The 25,697-nt window shown below is 38.6% G+C and carries 17 protein-coding genes; 13 read left to right on the top strand and 4 right to left on the bottom strand.

Annotation, left to right across the window (positions count from 1 at the left end; all coding sequences use genetic code 11):
• Positions 1 to 27: 27 nt before the first annotated feature.
• Positions 28 to 906 carry a helix-turn-helix domain-containing protein gene (locus GVN22_RS15590; RefSeq protein WP_166551936.1) on the bottom strand — a complete coding sequence of 293 codons (879 nt, stop codon included), beginning with the start codon at positions 904 to 906 and terminating at the stop codon, positions 28 to 30.
• A 107-nt stretch (positions 907 to 1,013) separates the two neighbouring features.
• Between GVN22_RS15590 and GVN22_RS15585 the strand changes: the two genes are divergently transcribed.
• The 12 genes from GVN22_RS15585 (at position 1,014) to GVN22_RS15530 (ending at position 18,254) form a co-directional block, all read left to right on the top strand.
• On the top strand, positions 1,014 to 1,976 hold the full coding sequence (locus tag GVN22_RS15585) for a VOC family protein (RefSeq protein WP_166551935.1): 963 nt from the start codon (positions 1,014 to 1,016) through the stop codon (positions 1,974 to 1,976).
• A gap of 63 nt (positions 1,977 to 2,039) precedes the next feature.
• The gene (locus tag GVN22_RS15580) at positions 2,040 to 2,759 is read left to right on the top strand and encodes a PIG-L deacetylase family protein (RefSeq protein ID WP_166551934.1); all 720 of its coding nucleotides are present in this window, start codon (positions 2,040 to 2,042) and stop codon (positions 2,757 to 2,759) included.
• Between the two features lie 3 nt (positions 2,760 to 2,762).
• Positions 2,763 to 3,380, top strand: coding sequence for a 4-carboxy-4-hydroxy-2-oxoadipate aldolase/oxaloacetate decarboxylase (locus GVN22_RS15575; RefSeq protein WP_166551933.1), 618 nt, complete (start codon positions 2,763 to 2,765; stop codon positions 3,378 to 3,380).
• A gap of 380 nt (positions 3,381 to 3,760) precedes the next feature.
• A complete protein-coding gene (locus GVN22_RS15570; RefSeq protein ID WP_166551932.1) occupies positions 3,761 to 4,534 on the top strand; it encodes an NAD(P)-dependent oxidoreductase in 774 nt (257 codons plus the stop codon).
• Positions 4,525 to 5,601: a 4-oxalomesaconate tautomerase gene (locus GVN22_RS15565; protein WP_166551931.1), complete on the top strand. Its 1,077-nt coding sequence runs from the start codon at positions 4,525 to 4,527 to the stop codon at positions 5,599 to 5,601. Before GVN22_RS15570 ends, GVN22_RS15565 begins: the two co-directional genes overlap by 10 nt.
• Positions 5,602 to 5,790: 189 nt before the next feature.
• Entirely contained in the window at positions 5,791 to 7,416 is a 1,626-nt protein-coding gene (locus GVN22_RS15560; protein ID WP_166551930.1) for a sulfatase, read from the top strand.
• A 427-nt stretch (positions 7,417 to 7,843) separates the two neighbouring features.
• On the top strand, positions 7,844 to 8,515 hold the full coding sequence (locus tag GVN22_RS15555; protein WP_205690919.1) for an RNA polymerase sigma-70 factor: 672 nt from the start codon (positions 7,844 to 7,846) through the stop codon (positions 8,513 to 8,515).
• A gap of 30 nt (positions 8,516 to 8,545) precedes the next feature.
• Positions 8,546 to 9,541 carry a FecR family protein gene (locus tag GVN22_RS15550; protein WP_166551929.1) on the top strand — a complete coding sequence of 332 codons (996 nt, stop codon included), beginning with the start codon at positions 8,546 to 8,548 and terminating at the stop codon, positions 9,539 to 9,541.
• 31 nt (positions 9,542 to 9,572) lie between these two features.
• A complete protein-coding gene (locus GVN22_RS15545; RefSeq protein ID WP_205690918.1) occupies positions 9,573 to 13,103 on the top strand; it encodes a TonB-dependent receptor in 3,531 nt (1,176 codons plus the stop codon).
• A gap of 30 nt (positions 13,104 to 13,133) precedes the next feature.
• A complete protein-coding gene (locus GVN22_RS15540) occupies positions 13,134 to 14,759 on the top strand; it encodes a RagB/SusD family nutrient uptake outer membrane protein (RefSeq protein ID WP_166551928.1) in 1,626 nt (541 codons plus the stop codon).
• 129 nt (positions 14,760 to 14,888) lie between these two features.
• On the top strand, positions 14,889 to 16,811 hold the full coding sequence (locus tag GVN22_RS15535; protein ID WP_205690917.1) for a heparinase II/III family protein: 1,923 nt from the start codon (positions 14,889 to 14,891) through the stop codon (positions 16,809 to 16,811).
• 279 nt (positions 16,812 to 17,090) lie between these two features.
• On the top strand, positions 17,091 to 18,254 hold the full coding sequence (locus GVN22_RS15530) for a glycoside hydrolase family 88 protein (RefSeq protein ID WP_166551927.1): 1,164 nt from the start codon (positions 17,091 to 17,093) through the stop codon (positions 18,252 to 18,254).
• A gap of 345 nt (positions 18,255 to 18,599) precedes the next feature.
• Here GVN22_RS15530 and GVN22_RS15525 read toward each other — a convergent pair whose 3' ends face one another.
• The gene (locus tag GVN22_RS15525; protein WP_370520422.1) at positions 18,600 to 19,499 is read right to left on the bottom strand and encodes an NAD(P)/FAD-dependent oxidoreductase; all 900 of its coding nucleotides are present in this window, start codon (positions 19,497 to 19,499) and stop codon (positions 18,600 to 18,602) included.
• Positions 19,500 to 19,713: 214 nt separating this feature from the next.
• Here GVN22_RS15525 and GVN22_RS15520 point away from each other — a divergent pair, with 214 nt between their 5' ends.
• Entirely contained in the window at positions 19,714 to 20,262 is a 549-nt protein-coding gene (locus tag GVN22_RS15520) for a transcriptional repressor (RefSeq protein WP_166551925.1), read from the top strand.
• A gap of 118 nt (positions 20,263 to 20,380) precedes the next feature.
• Here GVN22_RS15520 and GVN22_RS15515 read toward each other — a convergent pair whose 3' ends face one another.
• Positions 20,381 to 23,728, bottom strand: a complete 3,348-nt coding sequence (locus tag GVN22_RS15515; RefSeq protein ID WP_166551924.1) for a VCBS repeat-containing protein — start codon at positions 23,726 to 23,728, stop codon at positions 20,381 to 20,383.
• Between the two features lie 323 nt (positions 23,729 to 24,051).
• The gene (locus GVN22_RS15510) at positions 24,052 to 25,689 is read right to left on the bottom strand and encodes a RagB/SusD family nutrient uptake outer membrane protein (protein WP_166551923.1); all 1,638 of its coding nucleotides are present in this window, start codon (positions 25,687 to 25,689) and stop codon (positions 24,052 to 24,054) included.
• Positions 25,690 to 25,697: the final 8 nt, after the last annotated feature.

Here is a 25,697-nt window from a genome sequence, read left to right as displayed (position 1 = left end):
TAAAATACACAATATTCATTAAATCCCCTATCTCCTATCCACTTGTCGATATTCGGCGGGTGATAAGCCAATATGTTTTTTGAAGAGCTTGGCAAAATAATTAGGATACTCAAAATCAAGCAAATAGGCAATTTCAGAAATAGAATAGGACGTATGTAACAGATACTTTTGGGCTTCCTGAATCAAATGTTGGTGTACCAACTCTATAGCTGATTTTCCAGCAATAGCTTTACAAATTCTATTTAAGTGAACAGCAGAAATGCTCAACTCTTCCGCAAAATCAGGAATACTTTTTTGATGAGAGGATTTTTTGATGTTTTGTAAAAACTTTCTAAAATATGCCATTTGTAAGGAATCTCCAGAAAGGTTGGCATCCTGTGTAGCCAATCGATGAATATGGAGAAAAAACTGGGTCAAACAAGCTTTAATCATCATCATCCTATCCGAATTTTCGCTGAACAATTCGTATTCTGCCAATTGTAACTGATAGAGCATTTTTTCGAAAGTACCATTTTCATCAAATGATTGAATAACTCTCACTTTTTCAAATGTCTGCCAAATAGGGTGAGATGTTTCAAAAATATCTTCTATCATATTTTCTGATAAGGTTAAAATACTTCCTTCAATATCTGGATGATACACCAGTCCATGTAAGGCCATAGCAGGAATTACCATCAAACAAGGTGCGTTTAATTCGTACTCAGAAATGGCATCTGTAAAGCGAAGAGTTCCTTTTTTTACTATAAATACTTGAAAAAGTTTTAAATGTATGTGCGGTTTGATTTGCCAATCAAATTCCTTACTTCTTGTAGAAATGGGTTCTAAAAACAAATATTCAGACGAATATTTGCCATTTTCATCCCCATAAAGCCCATCAAAATTGGTAATTTTCTTGAGTGAATCCATTGACTTATGTTCGAATTTTATCCTTAAAAGTACAAAAAGTCTCCTAATAAAACCTTCTCGTACAACTAATTTTGTAATACGTTTTAAACAACACAAAACCACTCGTTATGGAAGATATTACTTGGGAATTGGCACACTTAGCTCATGTAGAATTACTCACACCAAAGCTCGATGAGAGTATCCGTTTTTTCACGGAGATTCTCGGAATGATGCTTGTCGAAACCCATGAAGATTGTGCCTATTTGCGTGCTTATGACGATTATGAGCATTATACGCTTAAGCTTCGAGCGCATCGCCATGCAGGAATTGGGCATTTTGCATGGCGTGCCCGAAGTAAATCTGCACTAGAAAGACGAGTAAAAGCAATACAGCAAGCTAATCTGGGCATTCGTTGGCACGAGGGTGAATGTGGCTATGGTGATACTTTTATGTTTCGCTATCCTGATGGTCATTTGGCTGAAATCTATTTTGATACCCGTAAATATCAACCTGACGAGCAACACAAATCTGCCCTTAAGAATACCGCTAGTAAATTTCCAGGCAGAGGTATGAATGTAAGGCGCATAGATCATCTCAATCTACTAGCCAAAGACATTCGCGCTTTTAGTGACTTCCAGTTCAAGGTATTAGGTGGGCGAATGACCGAGACTATTGTATTTGATGAACAGCCTAAAGGTGTTTGGGTTTCGGTAAATTCCAAATCTTATGACCTTGCCATTACCGAAGATCATTCGGGTTTATCGGGGCGTTTTCATCATTTGACTTACGCCGTAAACAGTCGTGAAGAAGTTCTTTTGGCAGCAGATATAGCTTTAGAAAATGGTATTTTTATCGAAACAGGTCCACATAAACACGCCATTCAGCAAACGTTTTTCTTGTATGTGTATGAGCCTGGAGGAAATAGAATCGAAATAGCTAATCCTACAGCAAGACTCATTTTAGACCCTGATTATGAGACAGTTGTCTGGAATCGAGAAGAACGCTCGAAAGGACAAGCTTGGGGGCTCAAAACCGTTGATAGCTTTCATACAAGAGGAACACCCATGCCTGAAGACCTCTACGAGTTTTGAGCGTTGAATATTGAGTGTTGAATTTTTTGAAAATAAGGTCTCTTAAAACCACCAATTATTATCATGAAAAAGAAATTATTAGTCATAGGCGCTCATTCGGCAGATTTCGTTTGGCGCTCAGCAGGAACTATCGCCAAAGCCATTGAAGAAGGAGCCGAAACCCTTGTTATTTGTATGTCCTACGGCGAAAGAGGCGAATCGGGGGAATTATGGAAAGAAAATCCGCAAAGAAGTGTCGATAATGTAAAGGAAATCCGTCACGAGCAGGCGCAAAAAGCAGCCGATATTTTAGAAACTCCTATTCAATTTCTAGACTGGGGCGATTATCCTATGTTGATTTCAGACGAAAGAATTACCCAATTAACCCATATTATCGGCGATTTTGAGCCGACTGTTATCCTAACCCACTCAGAAAAAGACCCTTTTAATCCAGATCATCCCTTAGCATTTCAGGCCACACAGCGTGCAAGATTGTTGTCTTGCGGAGCAGGTGTTCCGAGTGCATTTAAGAATATCGACCCGCCAGCTTGGTATTCATTTGAGCCTCACCAACCAGAACTTTGCGGCTTTTTACCAGATACCTATATAGATATTACTTCGGTAATGGACAAAAAAATGGCAGCGATGGATTGTATGGGTGCTCAAAAGTATCTCAGAGATTATTATGCCGAGTTAGCCTCACGTCGTGGGAATCATGCAAGAAGAATTTCTGGACAAAAAAATGTTCAGTTTGCCGAAGCGCATCAAAGTCAAGTACCAAGAGTCACTAATACCATTTTTTAAGTTATGGATTTAATACAAGAACTTGCCAAATTTTCGGCTGCCACATTGCATGAAGCCATGGGTAAAAAAGGGAATTTACCCTCAGCTATCAAGCCGATTGCGAAAAATATGAAAGTCTGCGGACCTGCGTACACTGTTCAGACTATGCCTCGCGACAATATGCTCTTGCATCGTGCCTATGCTTATGCAAATGCTGGAGATGTGTTAATTGTCAATTGTTCAGGGTTTTATGAGGCAGGATATTGGGGTGATCTCATGAGTTTAGGAGCTAAAACCAAAGGAATCAATGGTTTAGTAATCGACGCTTGTGTACGTGATGCCGACGATATTGAAGCGATGGGTTTTCCAGTGTTTAGTCGGGGACTGTGTATTCATGGCACTTCCAATTATGGTGATGGTACGCTCAACGAACCCATTATGATAGGTAATATTCTTATCAATCCCAGTGATATTGTTGTTGGAGATAGAGATGGCGTTGTGATTATTCCTCAAGAAAAAATCGAAGAAACCATCGAGAGAGCCATTGCACGAGAGGTCAAAGAAGAAAAGGTTCGTGAACAACTTAGACAAGGAAAGACGTCGTTACAGATTTATGGTTGGGATGAGAAGTTTGGATATTAGGTGCCATCGTTGGAGTTTTCTCCAACGAGATAGGCGTCAGAAACAAGCCAAGCTAAGAGAATACAAGATAGTTGATTTGTTGCTGACGTAAGTTTGTTGGAGATTTCGCCATCGTTGGAGTTGTCTCCAACGAGATAGGCGTCAGCAACTAGCCAAGCTAAGAGAATACAAGATAGTTAGTTTGTTGCTTACGCAAGTTTGTTGGAAATAATTCCAACAAAAGCATAAAGTTGTCTCTAACGATATAGGCGTCAGCAACTAGTCAAACTAGATGAATACAAGATAGTTGATTTGTTGCTGACGCAAGTTTGTTGGAGATAACTCCAACAAAGGCATAACTTTAACAAAGGCATATTTTGAAGTTTTAAATTAAGAATTTTATGAAAATAGCCATATTAGGTTTAGGCGAGGCTGGAGCTCGCTTTGCCAATGATTTAGTAGAAAAAGGACATCAAATCTGGGGTTACGACCCTGAGCCTAGATACAAATTACATCCTGATATTCAGTTAGTTGAAGGTAACGCAGAGGCCGCAAGCTATGCGGACTTGATATTGAGTGTTAACTTGTCTTCTGCCTCTATCGAAATTGCTCAAGAAATAGCGACGGTTGCAAAACCACATCAGTTTTTTTGTGAAATGAATACCTCAGGACCACAAAAGAAAATCGCTATTGCCAAAATTCTAGCACCGACTCAAATCAAAGTTATCGATTTGGCGATTATGGCGCCTGTTCCTCCCAAAGGCATTTTAACGCCTATTTTAGCGGCAGGAGAATATACTTCAGATTTTTTAGATTTTGTAAAACCCTTGAACCTCAATATTTCTTCAGTCGAAAATAGTGTCATTGGAGATGCGGCAACTCGAAAACTTTTACGCTCTATTGTTTACAAAGGCATAGCGGCAGTTATCTGCGAAGCCATGGAAGCTGGTGAAGCCTTCGGGATGGAAGCCTACATCAGAGGACAAATTAGTTCGCTGGTTGGTGGCAATGACGAACTTATCAACCGATTTGTGGAAGGAAGTCGTACACACGCTTTGCGTAGAATGCACGAAATGGAAGCCGTCATCGAAATGTTGGAAGACAAAGGAGTGGAACCAATTGTTACTCGTGGCACAAGAAACAACCTTGAAAAGCTCTTAAAATCATGCAATTAGCCATTCCATATATGCACTTTCGAGGGGGAAGTTCAAAAGGGCTTTTTTTCTTGAAAAAAGATTTACCTGAAGATGAAAACCTTCGAAATCAGTATCTTATTGCAGCCATTGAAGGAACAACGCAAGGAGATGGTCGACAAATAGATGGTTTGGGAGGTGGTTCGTCATTGAGTAGTAAAATTGCCATTGTGAGTCCCTCGTCAATTCCTGAGGCAGATTTAGACTACTTTTTTGTACAAGTTCAGATAGGTAAAGGTAAGGTTTCGACGCTCCAAACTTGTGGAAATATGTTAGCGGGCGTTCTGCCTTTTGCGATTGAGAGCGGAATTTTCAAAGCTAATTCTCCAACCACAAGCGCCAAAATAAATATGGTAAATACAGGTGGAATTTGTGAAGTGATAGTTCAAACACCTGATTATCAAGTACAATATAATGGAAATACCAAAATTGATGGTGTGGTTGGAACTTCAGCGCCAATTATTTGTAATTATTTAGAAACCGTTGGCGCTACCTGTGGTGCACTTTTGCCAACGGGTAATAATATCGATATAATCCATGGTATAGAGGCAACTTGTATAGACAATGGAATGCCTGTGGTAATCATGCGAGCATCGGACTTTGGGTTGAGCGGTTACGAAAGTATATCAGAACTTGAAGCGAATGAGCCGTTAAAACAAACGATTGAAGCTATTCGACTCGTTGCTGGTGAAAAGATGCAGCTCGGTGATGTAAGCCAGCAGACCATTCCTAAAATGTGTCTGATTGCTCCACCAATTCAAGGAGGAGTATTACATACCCGAATGTTTATTCCTCATGTGGTGCATGAAGCTATTGGCGTTTTGGCAGCCGTCTCGGTGGCGACAGCTTGTATTTTACCAAAGAGTATTACCCAACACACTGCTCATTACGCCGAAAATAGCTCGTTCTTTTCAGTCGAGCACCCTTCAGGTGAATTTACTGTAAATTTAGAATACTTAACTGAAAATCAAGAAGTTGACATTAAATCCTCAGGCGTTATTCGAACAGCAAGATTGATAAGTAAAGGAGAAGTTTATATTTCTATTTAAGCCCCAAAAGAGTTTTGAGAAATCAAGACTCTTTTTGTTTAATTCGGTATTACATTTGAGTCGTGAAAATCAGCAGCATATTTTGGCATTTTCGCTTAAAATATATGGGCAAATTTAATTGTATCACTTTGAAACATTAAAGCGATTTTCTATTTTTAGACCCAATTTCAACCTTTTAACTATCTATCTATGAAAAAAATTTCCGTTATCCTACTACTACTAGTAGGTACAGTTAGTGTATTTATGGCACTAAAACCGCATAAGCCCAAACGTCCGAATATTGTTTTTATCATGTCTGACGACCATGCTTATCAGGCGATTTCAGCTTATGATAAACGTCTCACAAGCACACCCAACATCGACAGAATCGCCAAAGATGGTATGCTTTTTACCAATGCTTGCGTAACTAACTCGATTTGTGCGCCTTCACGAGCAGTAATTTTAACAGGAAAACATAGTCATATCAACGGAAAGGTTGACAACTATTTTCCATTTGACACTACTAATATTACATTCCCTCAGCTATTACAAGCCAATGGTTATCAGACAGCTATGTTTGGAAAATTACATTTTGGTAATAATCCAAAAGGCTTTGATGAGTTCCAGATTTTACCAGACCAAGGTAATTACTATAATCCTGACATCATTACCAAAAAAGAAGGTCCTAAAAAACTTATGGGTTATGTAACTGACCTTATCACAGATATTACGCTCAACTGGCTCAAAAATGAAAGAGATCCAGATAAACCTTTCTTTTTGGCATATTTGCACAAAGCTCCACACCGCGAATGGATTCCTGCCGAACGTCATTATAAAGAATTTATTCATAAAACTTTCCCAGAACCAAGTACCCTTTTCGATAATTACGAAGGTCGTGGAAGTGCTGCCAAGGAAGCTGAAATGAATCTTCTTAAGCACATGAACTGGGCTGGAGACTCCAAGGTTTTCCCAGAAAATATGAAAAAATTGGGTATCAAAGAATCTCATTCTTATGATATTGCTTTGTACAATGCAACCGTTGGTCGCATGAATCCTGAACAAAGAAAGGTTTGGGACGACACTTACCGACCTATGAATGAAGAATTTATGAAGAAATACCCAAGCATGACCGAAAAAGAAAAAATGCAGTGGCGTTACCAGCGTTATATGCAAGACTATCTAGGTTGTATTGCTTCGGTGGATGAGGGCGTTGGAAAAGTTTTAGATTTCTTGAAGGAAAACGGTTTGGATGAAAATACAATTGTCGTTTATACTTCTGACCAAGGGTTTTACTTAGGCGAGCACGGCTGGTTTGACAAACGATTTATTTTTGATGAATCTTTCAAAACTCCTTTAATCGTAAAATGGCCAGGGATTATCAAAGCAGGCTCTAAAAACTCTCAGATGGTTCAGAATCTGGATTTTGCGCAGACTTTCCTTGAAGCAGCGGGTATCAAACCTCCTTCAGATATGCAAGGCGAAAGTCTGATTCCTATCTTTAAAGGGCAAGGCAAAAACTTTAGAGATGCCGCTTATTATCACTATTACGAATACCCAAGTGTACACATGGTAAAACGCCATTATGGTATTGTAACGGAACAATTTAAGCTTATCCACTTCTATTATGATGTAGATGAATGGGAATTATATGATAGAAGAAAAGATAAAAACGAGCTCAAAAACGTCTATAATGACCCTGCCTATGCCAAAATCAAAGCAGATTTACATAAAAAACTAGCCCAATTACGTATCAAATACAAAGACTCAGAAGAGCTAGACAAAATGTATATTGCCAAATACAAAGAACTAGAAAAGAGTGGAAAAATCTTCCGATAACGGATTTGGGATCAGGACTGTACGAAGGATTATAAAAACCATTTATTTCGGATATCGGATGTTGGATTTCGGAAGTGTAAACTTCTATATTTTGTAAAAAATAAAGGTATTTTACTTTATTTCCGAAATCAGAAATCCCAAATCCGCAATAGTTAGAATTCCTTCGTAAAGTTCTGATTTGGGATTGTTGATTTCGGGATTTTGGATAGCTATACTTCCGCAATCAAAAATACAACATCCCAAATTGATGCTTTTTACACAGGTGCTGGATACTTATTCAGCACCTTTTTTATGGTACAATTTCCAATATCAATCCTAAAAAATTAGATATAAAATACTTTTTCTTAAAATTTTTAAAAAAATCTCATTTTTCACTACGTAGTTTTTACACCATTTTTGTCTTTACAGTATAATAGCATCAAAATGTGTGAAAGACTATACTATGATTCGTCAAGAACCTAAATCTATAACTACTGAAAATGATAATCCAGCTTTGGAATTTGTAGAGCCACAACCAGAAACAGAGGGGAGAATTATTGATGGAGCTGAACTGGCGGCAAAGCTTGCTTTTCAGACGCATCCACAAAAAGGTTGTGAAATACTTTTTGGGATGTATTATCGAGCGCTTTGCTCACACGCCATCAGGTACGTATATATCAAAGAGGTAGCCGAGGATATTGTCAGTGATGTCTTTTGTAATTTTTGGAAAACTCAGGCTTACCAATCGGTCACAACATCTTATCGTGCCTATTTGTTTAGAGCAGTTCGCAACAGAGCCCTGAATTATCTAGCTAATGAGTTCAAGCAAAGTGATTCGCTTGAGAAAGTCTACCATATCGAAGGTGCCGAACTTCCAGAGCAAATTATGCAATATGAAGAGCTACACCAGAAAATTGAACTGATAATCAATACATTACCTAAGCAGTGTCAAAAAGTTTTTTTGATGAATCGCTTTGAAGGTAAAAAGGCTAAAGAAATTGCCGACGAGCTTGATATTTCACATCGCACCGTCGAAACACATATTCACAAAGCAATACAAGCCCTGAAGTTTGGCCTCAAAGACCTATTTTTATGGATTAGTCTATACTTTTTATTTTAAAAACCTGATAAACAAACACGTTGAAAAATTATGGAATCTGTAGTGAATAGACATATACTTTTTGAGCATTTTGCAGGGAAAAGTTCGCCTCTGCAAAAGCAACATATAGAAGAATGGCTCAAAAAAACGCAAAACCAAGAATTGTTTTATTTATGGTTGTTAGAATGGGAAACACAACATCCTCAATACAATCCATCTGTAGAAAAACGCCTCCAAGATTTTAAACAAATCATGGAACAAACCGACCATGATGTCATTACTGCTATAGATAATGAAACAGAGGACAAAAGCAATATATGGTTCAAAATCAGCCAAATAGCAGCAGCATGTTTGATGATTGGTTTAGGTTCTTGGTATTTTAGAGACCATTTTCAATATCAAATTTATGAGACGAACTTTGGTCAAGTGGATAAAATTCAATTGGTCGATGGCACCATGGTAACACTCAATGCCAATTCAACCCTGAAAGTCCCAAGATTTGGATTTGGCACTAAAAACAGAGAAGTGGAGCTAATCGGCGAAGCTGTATTTTCGGTTACCCATACACCTGACAATCAGAAGTTTATCGTAAAAACGCAACGTAATTTTGAAGTGGTGGTATTAGGTACAGAATTTAGTGTCTTTAGTCGAGAAAGAGGCGCAAAAGTAATGCTCAATAAAGGAAAAGTAAGATTAGAATATCAAGAAAACAAAGTCAAAAAAGAAATCACCATGCGTCCTGGCGAGTTGGTCAAGCTTGATATTCGAAATCATGTACAAAAAGATACCGCCAAGACCTTTGACCCTATTATTGCATGGCAACAAAACAGATTGATTTTTGAAGATACCAACCTGTTTGAGTTTACTCAAATTATGGAAGAAAATTATGGCGTAAAAGTAAAATTACAAAGTGATTCCTTGGCTAAAAAAACCCTTGTAGGTTCCTATAAAGCCCAAAATGCAGAAGAATTGCTAAATACCATTGTAGAATTATTAGACCTCAAATTATCCAAAACAGGAAATACTTTCGTGCTTTCTGAGAAGTAAAATATTCCATTACCTTCTAAATAAATTTTCTATGAATCTAGCTTTACCAGCAATACTCAAAGCCAGCGTGTTACTCAGCACAATGGCTTTGGGTGGACAGCCGTGTAATGCTCAAGTATTTGCTATGGCACAAAAAAATATCTTGAGCAGAACTAAAACTGAGCAACATTTGACAAGCAACACCCAAAAACTCAGAGAGGTGCTCGGACAATTAAAAAATCACTATCGTGTCGACATTTTGTTTGAAGGAGGGACAATCGAAAAAGTAACCGTCAATCAACAAGTAGTAGACTGGAATCAAAAAATCGAAAACAATCTCGAAAGACTCTTAGAATCCACAAAATTAAAGTACAAAAAGTCAAAATCAGGTGCCTATTTGATTGTTGAAAAATTTCCTTCACCATCATCAGACACCAAGAACAGTTCAACAAAAGAAGATTTTTTACCTAAAATTATTTCCTCAGAACATCCCGTTGTACTCAATACCAATGCTCCGATGCTTTCACCAGCGCAATTGCAAGTGGTGATGGAACAAAGCGTATCGGGAAAGGTAACCGACGAAAAAGGCGAACCACTAGCTGGGGTAAATATCGCTCTAAAAGGTACTACACGAGGTGTAAATTCTGATGGGGCTGGTCGTTTCAAAATCAATGTTCCCAATAGTGGTGCGGTATTGGTCTTCTCTTTTGTAGGATTTGTGAGTAAAGAAGTAGCGGTAGGTTCTCAAAGTATCATCAACGTAATACTCGAATCGGACAATAAATCACTTGATGAAGTGGTTGTGGTAGGTTATGGTACTCAAAAGAAGGCGAATTTGACGGGAGCTGTTTCAACGATTGATTCAAAAGTTATCGAAAACCGTCCTGTGTCAAACGTAGCTAATGCCTTGCAAGGTGTCACTTCTGGCTTGATTATCACTCGTGGTACTGGGCAACCAGGCAACGAAGGTATTGGAATTCAGATTCGTGGAGCTACTTCTGCCAATGGCAACGTAGATCCATTGGTACTAGTCGACGGGGTGACGGTTTCTAGTTTTACTTTACAAACCCTCAATCCCAACGATATAGAGAATATCAGTGTACTAAAAGATGCAGCCGCCGCAGCCATTTATGGTGCTCAAGCAGCAGGCGGCGTAATTTTGATTACTACTAAAAAAGGTAAATCGGGTAAAACTGTTTTTGATTATTCCAATCAAATCGGGGTAGACTGGGCACTCAATGTTCCTGAAAGGTTACCGCTTTTGGAAGAAGCACTTTATGCCAACTTAGCACGCAAAAATGCTAAAACAGGTCCTGAATATACCGACGATGATTTGCAACGTATCAGAGATGGTGTTCCTTATGTTGTAAACCCTTCTGACACAACAAGATATATTTTCTATAATCAAGAAGATCAAATTGGTCAAGTGGTTAGAAAATATACGCCTATGCAAACGCATAACTTCTCTGCAAGAGGCGGAAATGAAAAAACCAATTACTTGGTATCATTAGGCTATTACGGCAAACAAGGTTTGTTCAGAGTAGGCCCCGACCGTCTTGATCGTTACAACGTTCGTTTCAATTTAGGCTCACAACTGACCAAGCATATTTCTTTGGATTCACGTATTGCCTATACCAAGCAAGACCAACAAGCCTCATCGGCAAGTACCGACGGCGAGGGATTGGTATATCAGGTATATCGTTTGCGTACACGTTTCCCTATTTTTACACCAGAAGGAAGACTCAACGGTGGTGCAGGTTCGTCGGCTAACAATGCCTATGCCTTGCTAAAAGAAGGTGGATACAACAATATGGATAGAAATTTCTTCGATGGAGTATTTACTTTAGCCGCAAAAGATGTACTAAAAGGATTACAATTACGTGCAGTATTAGGACAGCAATATCGCTTTGGAGAAAGAAGAAGATTTGCCCGTCAGGTAGAACTTTGGGGAAGATTTGTTCCCGTTTTTTACCTAAATAATCCTAACTCGTATGCCGTAACCAACGAATTTACCAATAATACCAACATTCAATTATTGGCAGATTATGACTTTAGTATCAAGAAAAACAAAATACATGTAATGGGCGGATACCAATGGGAAGACAGCCGTTTTACCTCTACCAGTACAACCTCATTGAGCCTAGTAAGTAATGACCAACCTACACTCAACCTTGGCGATGACAAAACCAAGAGCAACAGCGAAACCATCAACACCTATGCTTTTCAATCTTATTTTGGTCGCTTGAATTATAATTATGATGATAGATTTTTGTTTGAAGCAACATTTCGTGCCGACGAAAGTTCAAGATTAGCACCAGATAAACGCATTAAGTTTTTCCCTTCAACCTCTGTCGGATGGAATCTACACCATGAAAAATGGTTTAGCAATAACATCGGTCTATTCTCTGAATTCAAAGTTAGAGGCTCGTGGGGACAATTAGGAAATGCCTTGGGCATAGGCTTTTACGACTATCTCAATTTGCTGACTAGAGGTTCGAGTTTAGTTATGGGTAGTCCAGAATCCCGTACTTCGTATTTCTATCAAAGCGTAGTACCTTCTTCGGATCTATCATGGGAGACCATCGAAACAAGCAACGGAGGTTTGGATATTGGTTTATTGAAAAACAAACTTCAAATCAGCGGTGATTATTACGTAAAATATAATCGTAATATGCTGACTCCATTGCAGTTACCAAGTACGTTTGGCGTAGGAACACCTAAAATCAACAACGGTGAATTGAAGTCATGGGGTTGGGAACTTGAGGTGAAATTTAGAGATAAAATCGGAGAACATTTTAACTACAACGTTGGATTTAACCTTTCGGACAACCAAAACAAACTCATGAGTTACGCAGGTCGTAGAGTTTTGGGTGCTGGAACGGTCTCATTATTAGAAGGTTATCCACTCAATACGATTTGGGGTTATAAAACAGAAGGATATTTCCAAACCGACGACGAGGTAAAAACTCATGCTTTCCAAGATAGTCGTACGGGAGCAGGCGATGTCAAATATGTAGACCAAAATGGTGACGGAAAAATTACGGTAGGAAAAGGCACACCAGAAGACCCAGGCGATTTGGTCATGTTGGGAACTGACCAACCAAGGTATGTATTTGGGCTAAATTTCGGATTCCAATACAAATCTATTGATTTTACCGCCTTTATTCAAGGTGTTGGCGAGCGTTCATTTATGCCAAACAGTGAAGCACTTGAACCGCTTTCGCAATCTTGGAAACAGCCTTTGGCGGTACACCGCGACTATTGGACACCCGAAAATCCAAATGCAACTTTCCCAAGACCCTATTTGCAAGGAGGTTTTAGATACTTACCTTCCGACAAATGGATTATGAATGGACAATATGCTCGTTTGAAAAATATTCAAATTGGTTACACCGTTCCACCAAGCGTATTAAAGAAAATTGGTATCACACGTGCAAGAGTATTTGTGTCGGGTCAAGACGTGTATTCATTGACAAGATTGGGCGTATTTAACAATTATTTTAACCCAGAACAAAGAAACGGTTCACAAAACGATTATCCATTTTTTGGTACAATCACTGGTGGCTTGAACTTGTCATTCTAAACCCCAATATTCTATTTAACATTCTGGATTATGAAAAAGACTTTATTCAAACATATATCTTTGGCCATATTGCTCACGATGGGCTTAGGCTCTTGCGATGTAGACCGCATTCCTGAAACACAACTTAGTGACCCTGCTTTCTGGAAAACGGAAAGAGACTTACAAGGTGCTGCCAATTTCTTATATACTTACTTACCCGGCTTACCCAATACGGACGACAACTGGTCAGACGATACCTATGCACGTGCCCCCAATGGTATCAGTGATGGTTCACGTATTGCTCCAGCTACGGATGGAACATACAGCAGTTCGTATCAACTTATAAGAGCCGCCAATAATATCATCGAAAAAGCGCCCTTGGCACTCAACTCAGGTATGACTCAGGCAACAGTAGACCGATACATTGCCGAAGCAAGATTCTTTAGAGCATGGGGATATTATGCTCTATTCCAACGATATGGTGGTGTTCCGTTAATTTTATCAGTTTTGAAAGAAAATTCTCCAGAGTTATTTGCCCCTGCGAACACTCGTGAGGAAGTAATACAAAGTATCTACAAAGATTTGGATTTCGCAGCTGAAAAACTTCCAACGCCAACGCAACTAGGTACTGCCAATTATGGTAGACTTACCAAAACTGCTGCTTGGGCGCTCAAATCACGTGCAGCCCTATTTGAAGGAACACGTGCTAAGTTTCATGGATATGGCGATTACAAGACACATTTAACGATTTCATTGGCGGCTTCAAAAGCCATTATCGATAGCAAAGAGCATGATTTATTTGCTAGCTATTACAACATTTTTCAATTGGCAGGAGAAGGTCGTCAAAATCGTGAAAACATTTTGGTAAAACAATATGGGGTAAGTACATCCGACATTGTGCTTACACATGCTGCGGCTCGTAACCTAGAAAATGGCTCGGCTAGTCCCACTCGTAACCTTGTGGATTCATACTTGATGACTGACGGATTGCCTATTGAAAAATCTCCTTTGTACAAAAAACCAACTATTTCTACAGAAGTATTTAGTAATAGAGATGAACGTCTGAGCTCAACTATCATGAAATCAGGCGATTCGTATATTGGGACAAATCCTATTTTCTCAGTATCTGTTTTGGCCTTTCAATTAACTGGATTTTTATCTAAAAAATATTTTAATACAGACGACTGGACTTTGCAACGTTCTAATATCGATGGAGTTGTGATTCGTTATGCAGAAGTTTTACTAAATTATGCAGAAGCAAGTTATGAGCTTAATGAGTCTATTTCTGATGCTGATTTAGAATTGACTATCAATAAGTTGAGAACAAGAGGCAAAATTGCCAAGCTGACCAACACTTTTGTAAGTGCTAATGGTCTTTCCATGAGAAACGAAATTCGTCGTGAGCGCCATGTAGAGTTGGCAGTGGAAGGTTTCCGCTATTGGGATTTGATTCGTTGGAAAACGGCAGAAGTTGAATTAGTAAAACCTATCATTGGAAATTTCTTTTTCAAAAGTGAATTTGGTACGGCTACTGCGGTAAAACTCACTGCCGATAATTACATCTTGGTACAAGAAGCAACATTCCGTCGTTTCGACCCAGCAAAAGATTATTTATGGCCTATTCCTATTAATGAATTAGCGCTCAATCCTAATCTTAAGCAGAATCCTAATTGGTAGGGTACGTACAATAGCTTTCGGTCATCGACTATGAGCTTTCAGCCCTTTTGATTACCTTAATTTTTAAAATAATCAGAAGCTGATAGCTCATGACTCATGACTAAAAGTGATCCAATTTTAAAGCATACTATGATGTCCATACCTCGAATACTTATTTTTTTATTGTGTTTTGTCGTTAGTTCCAAAGCACAAATTACGCCTCGAAATATCTTTGGAAAAGGATATTCATTAGAGGCAGTCCAACAAAGTTTGGTTCCTCTCAGCCAATGGCATCCTTATCCTCAAAACTCCTCCGAATGGAAGGCTCAAGTGCCAGATTCGGTATTACAAAAAATTATTAAAGACGGCGAAAAAGCTCTTAACTATAAATTTGAGCCTATTTCTGCAACGATTTCACTCGACTACGTACGTTCTGGTGACCGCAATCGTCATGGAAATATTTCTTTTGGTAAACGTAATAATCTTTTCCAATTATTATTAGCAGAAAGTATCGAAGATAAAGGTCGATTTATGGAGGCTATTCTCAACGGTATCTGGTCTATTTGCGAAGAAAGTTATTGGGGCGTTCCTGCGCATATTGGTCATACAGGACTTCCTGATGTGACAAATCCTGTGGTTGATTTGTTTTCTGCAGAAACCGCTTCTGTTCTTGCTATTGCTGATTATTGGGTTGGGAAAAAATTAGATAAAATTAACCCATTGATTCGTAAAAGGATTTATCACGAAACCAATGTGCGTATTTTCAATCCTATGCTCAACAATCCAGAAAGATTTGGTTGGATGAGCAAAACTAAACCTGTCAACAACTGGAATCCTTGGATTATGTCCAATTGGATTATGAGTAATTTACTTCTAGAAAAAGATGAAAGTCGCCGTGCCAGAATGCTCTACGGCGCAATGATTGGGCTAGATTCTTATCTAAATAGCTTGGGAGAAGATGGCGGTTGCGACGAGGGTCCAAGTTACTGGTTTGCAGCGGGTGGTAGCGTTTTTGATGGATTAGAACTTATTCAAAGTGCTACACAAAATCGAGTAAATATTTACCAAAATGAGCTTATTAAGAAAATGGCCAATTATGTGTACAAAACACATATTAGTGGTGAATATTTTGTCAATTTTGCTGATGCTGACCCAACCCTCCGACCAGATGGTTTGATGTTATATCGTTTCGGGAAAGCTATCCAAGAACCTCAATTACAACACTTTGGGGAATGGGCTTTTACGAAATATCCACAAGTCAAAACTGAAGGATATCAGCGAATGCGTAGAATCCAAAATCTTTTGACAGTTGGTTCTATCAAAGCAAATGATACCGAATATCAGCCAGTCAACGAAGCTTGGATTAGCGATATTCAGGTGATGACAGCAAGAGATAACACAGGCTTGTTTTTGGCAACACATGGTGGGCACAACGACGAAAGCCACAATCATAATGACGTGGGTGATTTCATTATTTATTACAAAGGAAAACCTATGATTATTGATGCTGGTCGTGGTAATTACACTGCCAGAACTTTCTCAAAGCAACGCTATGAACTTTGGTTTACACAGTCTCAGCATCATAATTTACCGATGATTAATGGGATTGGTCAAAAAGATGGACGAAGTTTTGAGGCACATGATGTGGTCTTTTTGAGTAACGAAAAAGAAATAGGTTTGACCATGAACATTGCTGGGGCTTATCCCAAAGACGCTGGTATTCAAACTTGGAAAAGAGGGGTAAAACTTTTAAAACAAAAGCATCAAATTGAGATAAATGACGATTTTGTTTTATCTCAAAACCCTCAGTCTTTACAGCAAGTCCTGATGACGATCTGTCAAGTAGATACAAGTAAGGCGGGACAAATTATTTTTACCAACGACGACACACAATTAGTGGCTACCTATGATCCAAATCTTTTCAGCGTTAGTACTGATATGCCATCTACTGAAGGAATGGAATATGATAGTTTTAAGACAAAATGGGGTAAGAAGCTAGTTACAAGAGTTTTACTAACACACAAAAAACCAAATACTAAAGGAAAGTATCAGTTAAAATTTGAAGGAAAGTAAGTAATCATGGAGAATTAGATTTAAGTTCTGTGTTGAAGGCACTAGGCAACAGGCACAAGGCAAAGAGGGGTAAAATGTTTTTAACCATCAAAGACCTGCTTTTTTCCAAAGCCCACCGCTGAAAGCTGGTACCTGAAAGCCTAAAGTGTATCCTTCTGATTATGAGATTATTCCAACAACTAATATACTGTTAACGAATAACATCCTTTTACATAGCACTAACTTAAAAATCTCAACCTTAAGCATTCCTGTAACTGAATCAATAAATCTTTGTAAACTATGAAATTTGTAAAAACACTTCTTCTTCTTGCTTGCACACATTTGGCGATGAGTCAAATCAATGTCAAAAAGGAATTTGATTATGCTGCCAAACAATATGAAGGTATGTTGGCATCTCATCCCGATTTGACCAAGTTCCCGCAATCTACCAATCCCGACGGTTCGCCTCGTGATATGAAATCTGAATGGTGGTGTAGTGGTTTCTTTGGAGGCTCACTCTGGTATCTATACGAATACAATCATGACCCAAAATGGAAAGCTGCAGCCGAAAAATGGACAATGGCAGTAGCCAAAGAGCAATACAATACGGGTACGCACGACTTGGGTTTTATGCTATACTGCCCTTTTGGAAATGGATATCGTCTTACTAAAAATGAGGAATACAAAAACATTATGCTAACGGGTGCAAAGTCACTTTCAACACGATTTGACCCTAAAGTTGGCTTAATCAAATCTTGGAACAAATTTCAAGGAAAATATGAATACCCAGTTATCATCGACAATATGATGAACTTGGAGTTTTTGTTTTGGGCATCCAAAGTTTCGGGCGATAAATCATTTTATAATATCAGTACTGTTCACGCTGATAATACTTTAAAAAACCATTTCAGAGCTGATAATAGTAGCTATCATGTAATTTGCTACGGTCCGAACGGAGAAGTACAAGCGAAAAAAACACACCAAGGTGCTGCCGATGAGTCGGCTTGGGCACGTGGACAAGCATGGGGATTATATGGTTACACGGTGATGTATCGCGAAACAAAGGATCCTAAATACTTAGAGCAAGCGCATAAAATTGCGGCGTTTATTCTTCATAATCCTAACCTGCCAGCCGACAAAATTCCGTATTGGGATTATAGCAAGCCAGGGGAAGAACGTGATGCTTCAGCAGGCGCTATTGCTTCTTCGGCCTTATTTGAACTAGCGAAATACTCAAAAGGAAAACAAAAAGCAGAATATTTGAGCAATGCCATCAAAATGCTAGAAACCCTTTCTTCTCCAGCATTTAAAGCAAAAATTGGAGAAAACAATCACTTTATCCTAATGCATAGCACTGGTCACAAACCAGGAAATTCGGAAGTGGATGTGCCATTGGTATATGCAGATTACTACTATTTGGAAGCACTTTTGAGATACAAGCAATTGAAAGCTTCTGGTAAGTAAGGGGAATTGTGAATTGTCCTTTAGGTCAGCTCCATAGGAGCGACAGTTTGGTAGAATACACATTAAAAAGCCCTTTAAGAGCGCCGTAGGTGCGAAAGAACTCAATATAATTTAATTGATATTCTTTCGCACCTACGGCGCTCTTTTTAACAATCACATATACACCCTACTACCAAACTGTCGCTCCTACGGAGCTTTTTTCTATAATAACCATCACGAGCGGGGGCTAACATCTTATGCTAGTACTTACTACAATTCCCCAGAGATGTTTATCTTGCTTCGATACATTAAACACCTTTTAGGCAAGAACATAGGTTTCAAATTCAACAATCTAGAAATCAATTTCTAGAATTCTTCCTCTATCAGCTCCTTGTTTACCATTGCTCCTGCTTTTGTACCTGTAGCGACAGCTACCGAAACCGAGCGCATCATACTAGTACTATCTCCGACGGCATACACACCTTGCACGGAGGTTCTTTGCATTTCATCCACCTGAACATAACCCGATGGCAACATATTACAGCCCAAATCCTCAGCAAAACTTGTGGACTGTTGGAAAGGAATTCGAGCAAATACGGCATCAACTGACAACTCCATACCCTCACTTAGTTTAATATACGTCACTTGTCCTTCTGAATGATTGTACTCTTCTATCGTGTTTTCAATCACACGAATACCCTTTGAATACAACTTGCTTGCTTGTTCATCCGAAAGGGTACTTTTCCCATCAGTCAACAAAACAATATTGCTTGACCACTGATAGATCAATTTAGCAAAATCATATCCGATGTCGCCATTACCCACCACGGCAATCTGCTGATTTTGGACTTCATAACCGTGACAATATGGACAATGCAAAATGCTTTTTCCCCAACAGTCCTCAAATCCTTTTATCTCAGGAAATACATCTTTAATGCCTGTAGCAAGTATAATTTTCTTCGCAAAAAAGGAATCATTTAATGTCTTAGCCTCAAATCCGTCTTCAGTTTTTGATACTGTTAATACCTTATCCTCTTTCAAATCTACAGTTGGATATGCCAATACTTGTGATTTTGCTTTTTGATAAATATGGTAAGGCGTTTCGCCGTCTTGCGTAATAAAATTATGAGAATGTGGCGTGTATCTATTGCAAGGTTTTCCATGATCTACCACCAGTACTTTCCGTAAAGAACGCCCCAAAGCCATGGCAGAAGATAGCCCTGAGTAGCTCCCTCCTATTATTATTACATCGTATTGATTTACCATTTTCATATTTGTTTATTGTTAGTTCTAAAATTGCAACATTGTTGCAATAAATAAAATTCACATTTTTGTAAATTTTATTTAGATTAATTAAAAATAAGAAATTATATTTGCTCTGTAATTACTCATGAACATTACAGGATAGGCTCTCGGATAATACGCAGAGAGGTATTTTTCTGAGAGTATAATTAATCGGTGAATTCAGAAATCTAGAGCTATGGGTATATCTCTAATAGCTCTAGTATTTTTTGATACCATTTACACTTTGTTGACTAAAAACAAGATGGATTCGACGACTAGAGAGGAATTTATAAAAGCAAAAAGGCATCTAGATACAGAAGTTATAAGAAGAAATTTTCGGAAATCAACCGAGCGATATAAGTTATTGGAAGAGTTATACAAATTCCATGACCATTTTATGGCAGAAGAATTTTATTTACATCTCATTCAAAACAATTTTCAAGTGAGTATGGCAACTGTTTATAACAACTTGGTATTTTTTGAAGAAGTTGGATTAGTACTAAAACACCAATTTGGTAAAGGACAGGCGGCACGTTACGAAAGAGCTTTGGGTCGAAAACAACATTGTCATTTGATTTGCATTAGGTGTAATCAAATTTTTGAATTTTGTGATCCACGTATTCACCATATCCAAACCACTGTCGAAGAGCATTTTGGCGCAACTGTCACAGGACATTCGCTTACGTTATATGGGGAGTGCAATCGAGAAGAGTGCAGGAATTCGTACCCTGCTATAGAGCTATAAAAGTGCTTTCTGATAATATCATTTTCCAATAATTTTCTCAAAACACGGTCAACATAAATCCGCTTTCCTGCTTTTTGTAGGGGCTACAAAAAGCAGGAAAGCGCTAATAATCAATTGATCAATACTTTAAAACACTTAATTTATCTGCATTTCTAGGCATCAAAAATGCGGAAGAAGCACCCAATTTAATCGGATAAATCCCACGAATATCTCCTTCTAATAATAATTTTGCTTGACTATTGGGTAAAGCGACAAAAGACCCTTTTCCATTTCCTACTAAAACTAGCCCTTTATTGGCATCGCTCTTTCCTAGTTGAATTTTCCAAGGGTAAAAGTTTCCTGCCAGAAGCAAATCTTTCTTTCCATCTTTATTAAAATCTTGAACTATAATACCTGATATCCAAGAGTTTTGAGCTGCAATAGGCAGGCTATTCGCTGTAAATTTTCCTTGATTATTGATAAATAGCGTTGTTCTTAACTCTTGTACCAGAAGCTCTTTGCTATTTTTTCGTTGTTCGTCAGACAGTATTTCTTTGAGCGTTGCCTGCGAATAATCTTTATACTTCAAGAATTTCTTTTTAATGCTTGGCATTTGGTACGAAAATTCATCCAAGGTAGCTAAAGGATAGCTTTTACCTTGAATAAAATAGTTGATAACAGGCTCAATCGTTCCGTTTTGGTCAAAATCCCCATAAGTTAAGGTCATAGGCTCTTTTTGAGAAGCCCTGAACTGGGTATTGAGTCCTAAATTTCCTGCCAGAATATCTATATCTCCATCATTATCAATATCATCAAGCACGATTTTTTGCCACATACCTTGAGAGTTTTCTAGTCCATATTGTGCTGTAGCATTCTGCAATTGTCCATTATGGTTTTCGAAAACGGTAATAGCCATAAACTCACCAGCGACTATCAAATCAAGCCAACCGTCTTTATTAATATCACTCCAAACTGCGGTATTTACAAGTCCAGGCTGGCGCAACGACATTTCCTTTTGCTCGGAGGCATAAACAAATTTTATCTGACCATTGGCACTTTGATTTTTGAGTAAATACGAAAAATCAGCCTCTGGATAACTTCCTGGCATGGAGCGACCACCCACAAATAAATCTAAATCCCCGTCTTTATCATAGTCTGCTGCTGCAACACAACTTCCATTACTTGTTAAATCAGGCAGTGCATTTGGAGCAGGACTAAAATTACCCTTACCATCATTGGTAAAAATCACATCCTGATAATCCGAAGCGTGCGAAGGTTGGTTGGTGTTTCCTCGTGCAATAAATAAATCCAAATCTTTGTCGCCATCGGCATCAAACAGACATAAACCCATATCGGTATATAAGCCGAGCGAATTCCAAGGTTGCGCATTTGAAGCCTTAAAAGTTTGATTCGGTTGTTGAACATACAAAACCGCAGGTTTTAAATAATTGCCTCCCACGATTACATCCTCAAGTCCGTCACCATTCACATCGCCACTAGCTAGGAAAGGTCCTAGTTTTGAGAGCTGGTAGGGCAGTAAAATTTGCTGTTTGAAATCAACTTGTGGGATATTCTGATGAGTGTAATTCAACCCAGATTTGTCAGTGAAATCGACAAACATTGCTGGGGTTTCAGGCAGAGAAAAAATGCTCTCAACAGCTTGGTTGTTATTTATTTTTAAAAGCTGATTAGCCTTTACCGAAGACATTTTAGTTACTTTTCCATCAGTCCAATACACTTCGAGTGCAGTAATCAATGAGTCTTTTCCTAAACCAAAATGAACGATAGGTTCGGCACAACTCTGAAAACCTTGAGCAGGAAATAGTGTTTGAGTTTGCACTCCTGAAGCTGTATGTAAAACAATCTTAGCTCCAATGCCATACGTATTCTTCTGATTTTGTGAAAGTTGTATTCTCACAAAATGATTTGACGCCTGTTGTTGTTCACGATTTTCATATACTAAGGCAGGTTGATTAGAGTTATTAATAACCAAATCCAAATCGCCGTCATTATCCAAATCTGCATAAGCCGCCCCCGTACTAATGGAGGGGTTTGATAAACCCCATTCCTCTGTGACATTTTTGAAAGATATATCCTGTCCATCTCCTTGGTTCGAAAATCCATAATTACTCACTAGCGTTTGAGACATTTGCTGAATCAATTGCCAAGTATTCAGTTTTTGACCAGTAGCTTGTGCTTTTTGATTTTCTTCTTCATAAGTAAATTTCAAAAAGTCGAGATTCGTAAAATCTTTTAAATAACCATTCGTAATATACAAATCCTTACGACCATCATTGTTAAAGTCGCCTGCCAAAGGACACCAACTCCAATCGGTATTTGAAACTCCAGCCAATTGACCCACTTCACTAAATACTGGAATGCCATTTGCTGTATTTCCTTGATTGATATGCAGCATATTTCTCATATTTTGATGATAAAAGCCACTTTCAAGCAACAACTGGTACCTGTCATATTCGTCGGGTCCTTTCAATAATTTTTGTCGCTCATTGGATTCTGGCAACATATCTAGCGTAATTAAATCGCTACGGAGGTCATTGTTTAAATCTACGATATTCGAGCCCATCGAAAACTTCGATAAATGTCCAAAGCTTTCTTCGGTAACTTCATTAAAATGACCATTTTTTTGGTTGATATACAAAAAGTCTTGCTCATCATAATCGTTGGTCACATACAAATCACACCAACCATCGTTGTTGACATCGCCCATAGCTACGCTCAAACCAAAGTTTAATCCACTTCCATCAATGCCAGAATCTTTGCTTATATCGTTGAAACGCCCATTATCATTACGGTAAAGGCGATTCCCGAATTTGTTGTGACGAGTATTACGCAGTTTTTGGGTATTGAAAACTGAATTAAAAAACATATCGGCGTGATTGACCATAAACATATCCAAATCGCCATCGTTGTCCATATCAAAAAAAGCGACTTGGGTAGTGTAAGTTCCTGGTGCATCGAGGCCATATTCTTTAGCAGATTCTTTAAAAACCGGGATCCCATTTTGGTTTCCTTGATTGATATACAAGTCATTACGGCGATCTTCGTCAGTTCCTGTTCCTGAATAACATACATAAATATCTAGTTTGCCATCGGCGTTTACATCCGCCATAGACACACCCGTTTTCCAGCGCTTGCGACCCTTTACACCTGCCTTTTGGGTAATATCTTCAAAATGAAAAGAAGCATTTTCGGATTTGCCCTTATTGAGATATAGCTTGTTTTCAACCATATTCCCTGTAAAATAAATATCCGCCAAACCATCGCCATTGACATCGCCTATGGCTACCCCACCACCGTTGTAAAAATATTGGTATTCGAGTACATTATTTTGGGCATCTTCTACTACCTCATTGACAAAAGAAACTCCTGAGTCTTTGGCATCGACCGCCTTGAACAAAGTTTCCTTTTTGTTGGAAGAACATGCTATTAGAAGTGGTAACAAGCAGATGGAGAGATATTTGTACATTGAATGTAATAGTGAGGATGAAACAACTTTTGTATTGAAAACTAATATAAAACTTAATTTAAAAAATTTATCGGGCGAAAAGCTTCGCCCGATAAACTGAATTCCAATGATTTTCCTAATCTTAACAATTGTTATTCTTCAGGCTGTAAGCTATAAGCTGTAGGCATTAGGCAAGCACAGCCAACAGCCTTATGCTTATAGCAAATAAGATATATACTTGAGTAATTGTGCAGAATTAAGTTTAATAAATTAGTGAGATAAGGTATTAGTACCCAAATTTTTCATTCACCATTCACCACTCACAATTCAACACTCAAACTCAATTACCAGCCTGCAATTTGCTTCGCTGCTGGGTTTTTATCTACTTCACTTTGTGGAATTGGCAATACATAAAGCTTTGAAGGGAATCCTCTATTCTCGAACGCATAGCGAGTATAGGTAATCGTATTGCCAGATTTTGTCATTTTAACACCATACAACGGACCATTCAATAAGCTTTCAGCAATTTTCCATCTACGAATATCAAAGAAACGGTGTTCTTCAAAAGCCAATTCAATTCTACGTTCGTTGCGGATTTTAGCACGCATTTGGTCTTTTGAAAGTCCTGCCTCTAGGTCTGGCATACCTGCTCTTTTTCTGATAGCGTTGATAGCGCTATATACTGTCGCATCTGGACCAGAAGCCTCATTTTTAGCTTCAGCATAGTTTAATAAAACTTCTGCATAACGGATAAAAATCCAATCTTGGTCGCTACTTTTTGTATAAAGCACATATTGCTCTTCGTGGAACTTGCGTAAGATATAGCCCGTTTTGGTATCTTCAGCTCTACCTGTTACATCGGCACCACCTGCAAATAATTCAATTACGCGTCCACGGAACGTAGAACCATTGTGTACAACTGTTGCCTCAAAACGAGGGTCAAGGTTTGTCCATGGTTCAGACGCCTTGTACAATGGCGATGTGGCTTGAGATTTACCATCTATCATGTCATAAGAGTCAACAAAGTTTTGCGTTGGCACGTTACCACCCCAGCCAGCATCACTACCACCTCTAATGGATGGCGGAGAGTTCACTACATCGAAGCCATTGTTTACCCCAAAATGCACTTTATCAGGCGCTTGGAATTTTTTAGCAAAAATAATCTCGCTATTGTTTTTGGTTAAAAACAAGGTTCTATAATCATTAAACAAGGTATAATCCGTATTGATTACTTTATTGGCAGCATCCGCCGACGCCTGCCAACGACTAGCATACAATAACACACGACTTTTAAGGGCATTGGCAGCTCCTGAGGTAGCTCTACCTGCTTCGATAGCCCCTTTTTTGGGTAATAGAGAGGCTGCTTTATCCAAATCAGCAATAATAAAATCTACCACCTCATCATATTTAGCACGAGGAATCTGGAAGTTATCACTCAATGTCAAACTTTTATTAATCAACGGAACGCCTGTAGGTTCGCTTCCTGTAGAAGGCATTCCATATAGTCTTAATAATTCATGATAAATAAACCCACGCAAGAAATATGCTTCGCCCATCAAGCGATTACGCAATGCTTCGTCTTTTAGGCTACCCAAGTTTTCGAGCGCCATATTGGCTTTACGAACCAAGCTGTAGTAATCGCCCCAAGTTTCGCCCCAAGGTACACCAGAAGGCAAAAAGTTACCAGTTTGTAATTCATTGGAGTGCGTCCAAGGCATACCTACGTCGCCATCATCAGTTACACCATCCAATAAATAAAGTCCTTTGGCCCAGCCTTGATAATTACGGTCAAAACCAGAAGGCATTTGTCCATAGATGGCATTGACAAACTGAACTGCCCCTTGTGGATCTGTCCAAACCGTTTCGCCAGTCAATGAGTCTTTAGGCACTTGGTTCAAAATATCAGATTCACAACTAGCAATCAACGTAATACTTGTTAGCGTACAAACAAGTTGTAAAATTTTATATAGTATTTTCTTCATCTTAATAT

The sequence above is a fragment of the Cellulophaga sp. BC115SP genome (assembly GCF_009905545.1).
GTDB lineage: Bacteria > Bacteroidota > Bacteroidia > Cytophagales > Spirosomataceae > Flectobacillus > Flectobacillus rivi.
Note: the sequence above shows the minus strand (reverse complement) of the source record. Positions and strands in the feature narration are given on the sequence as shown.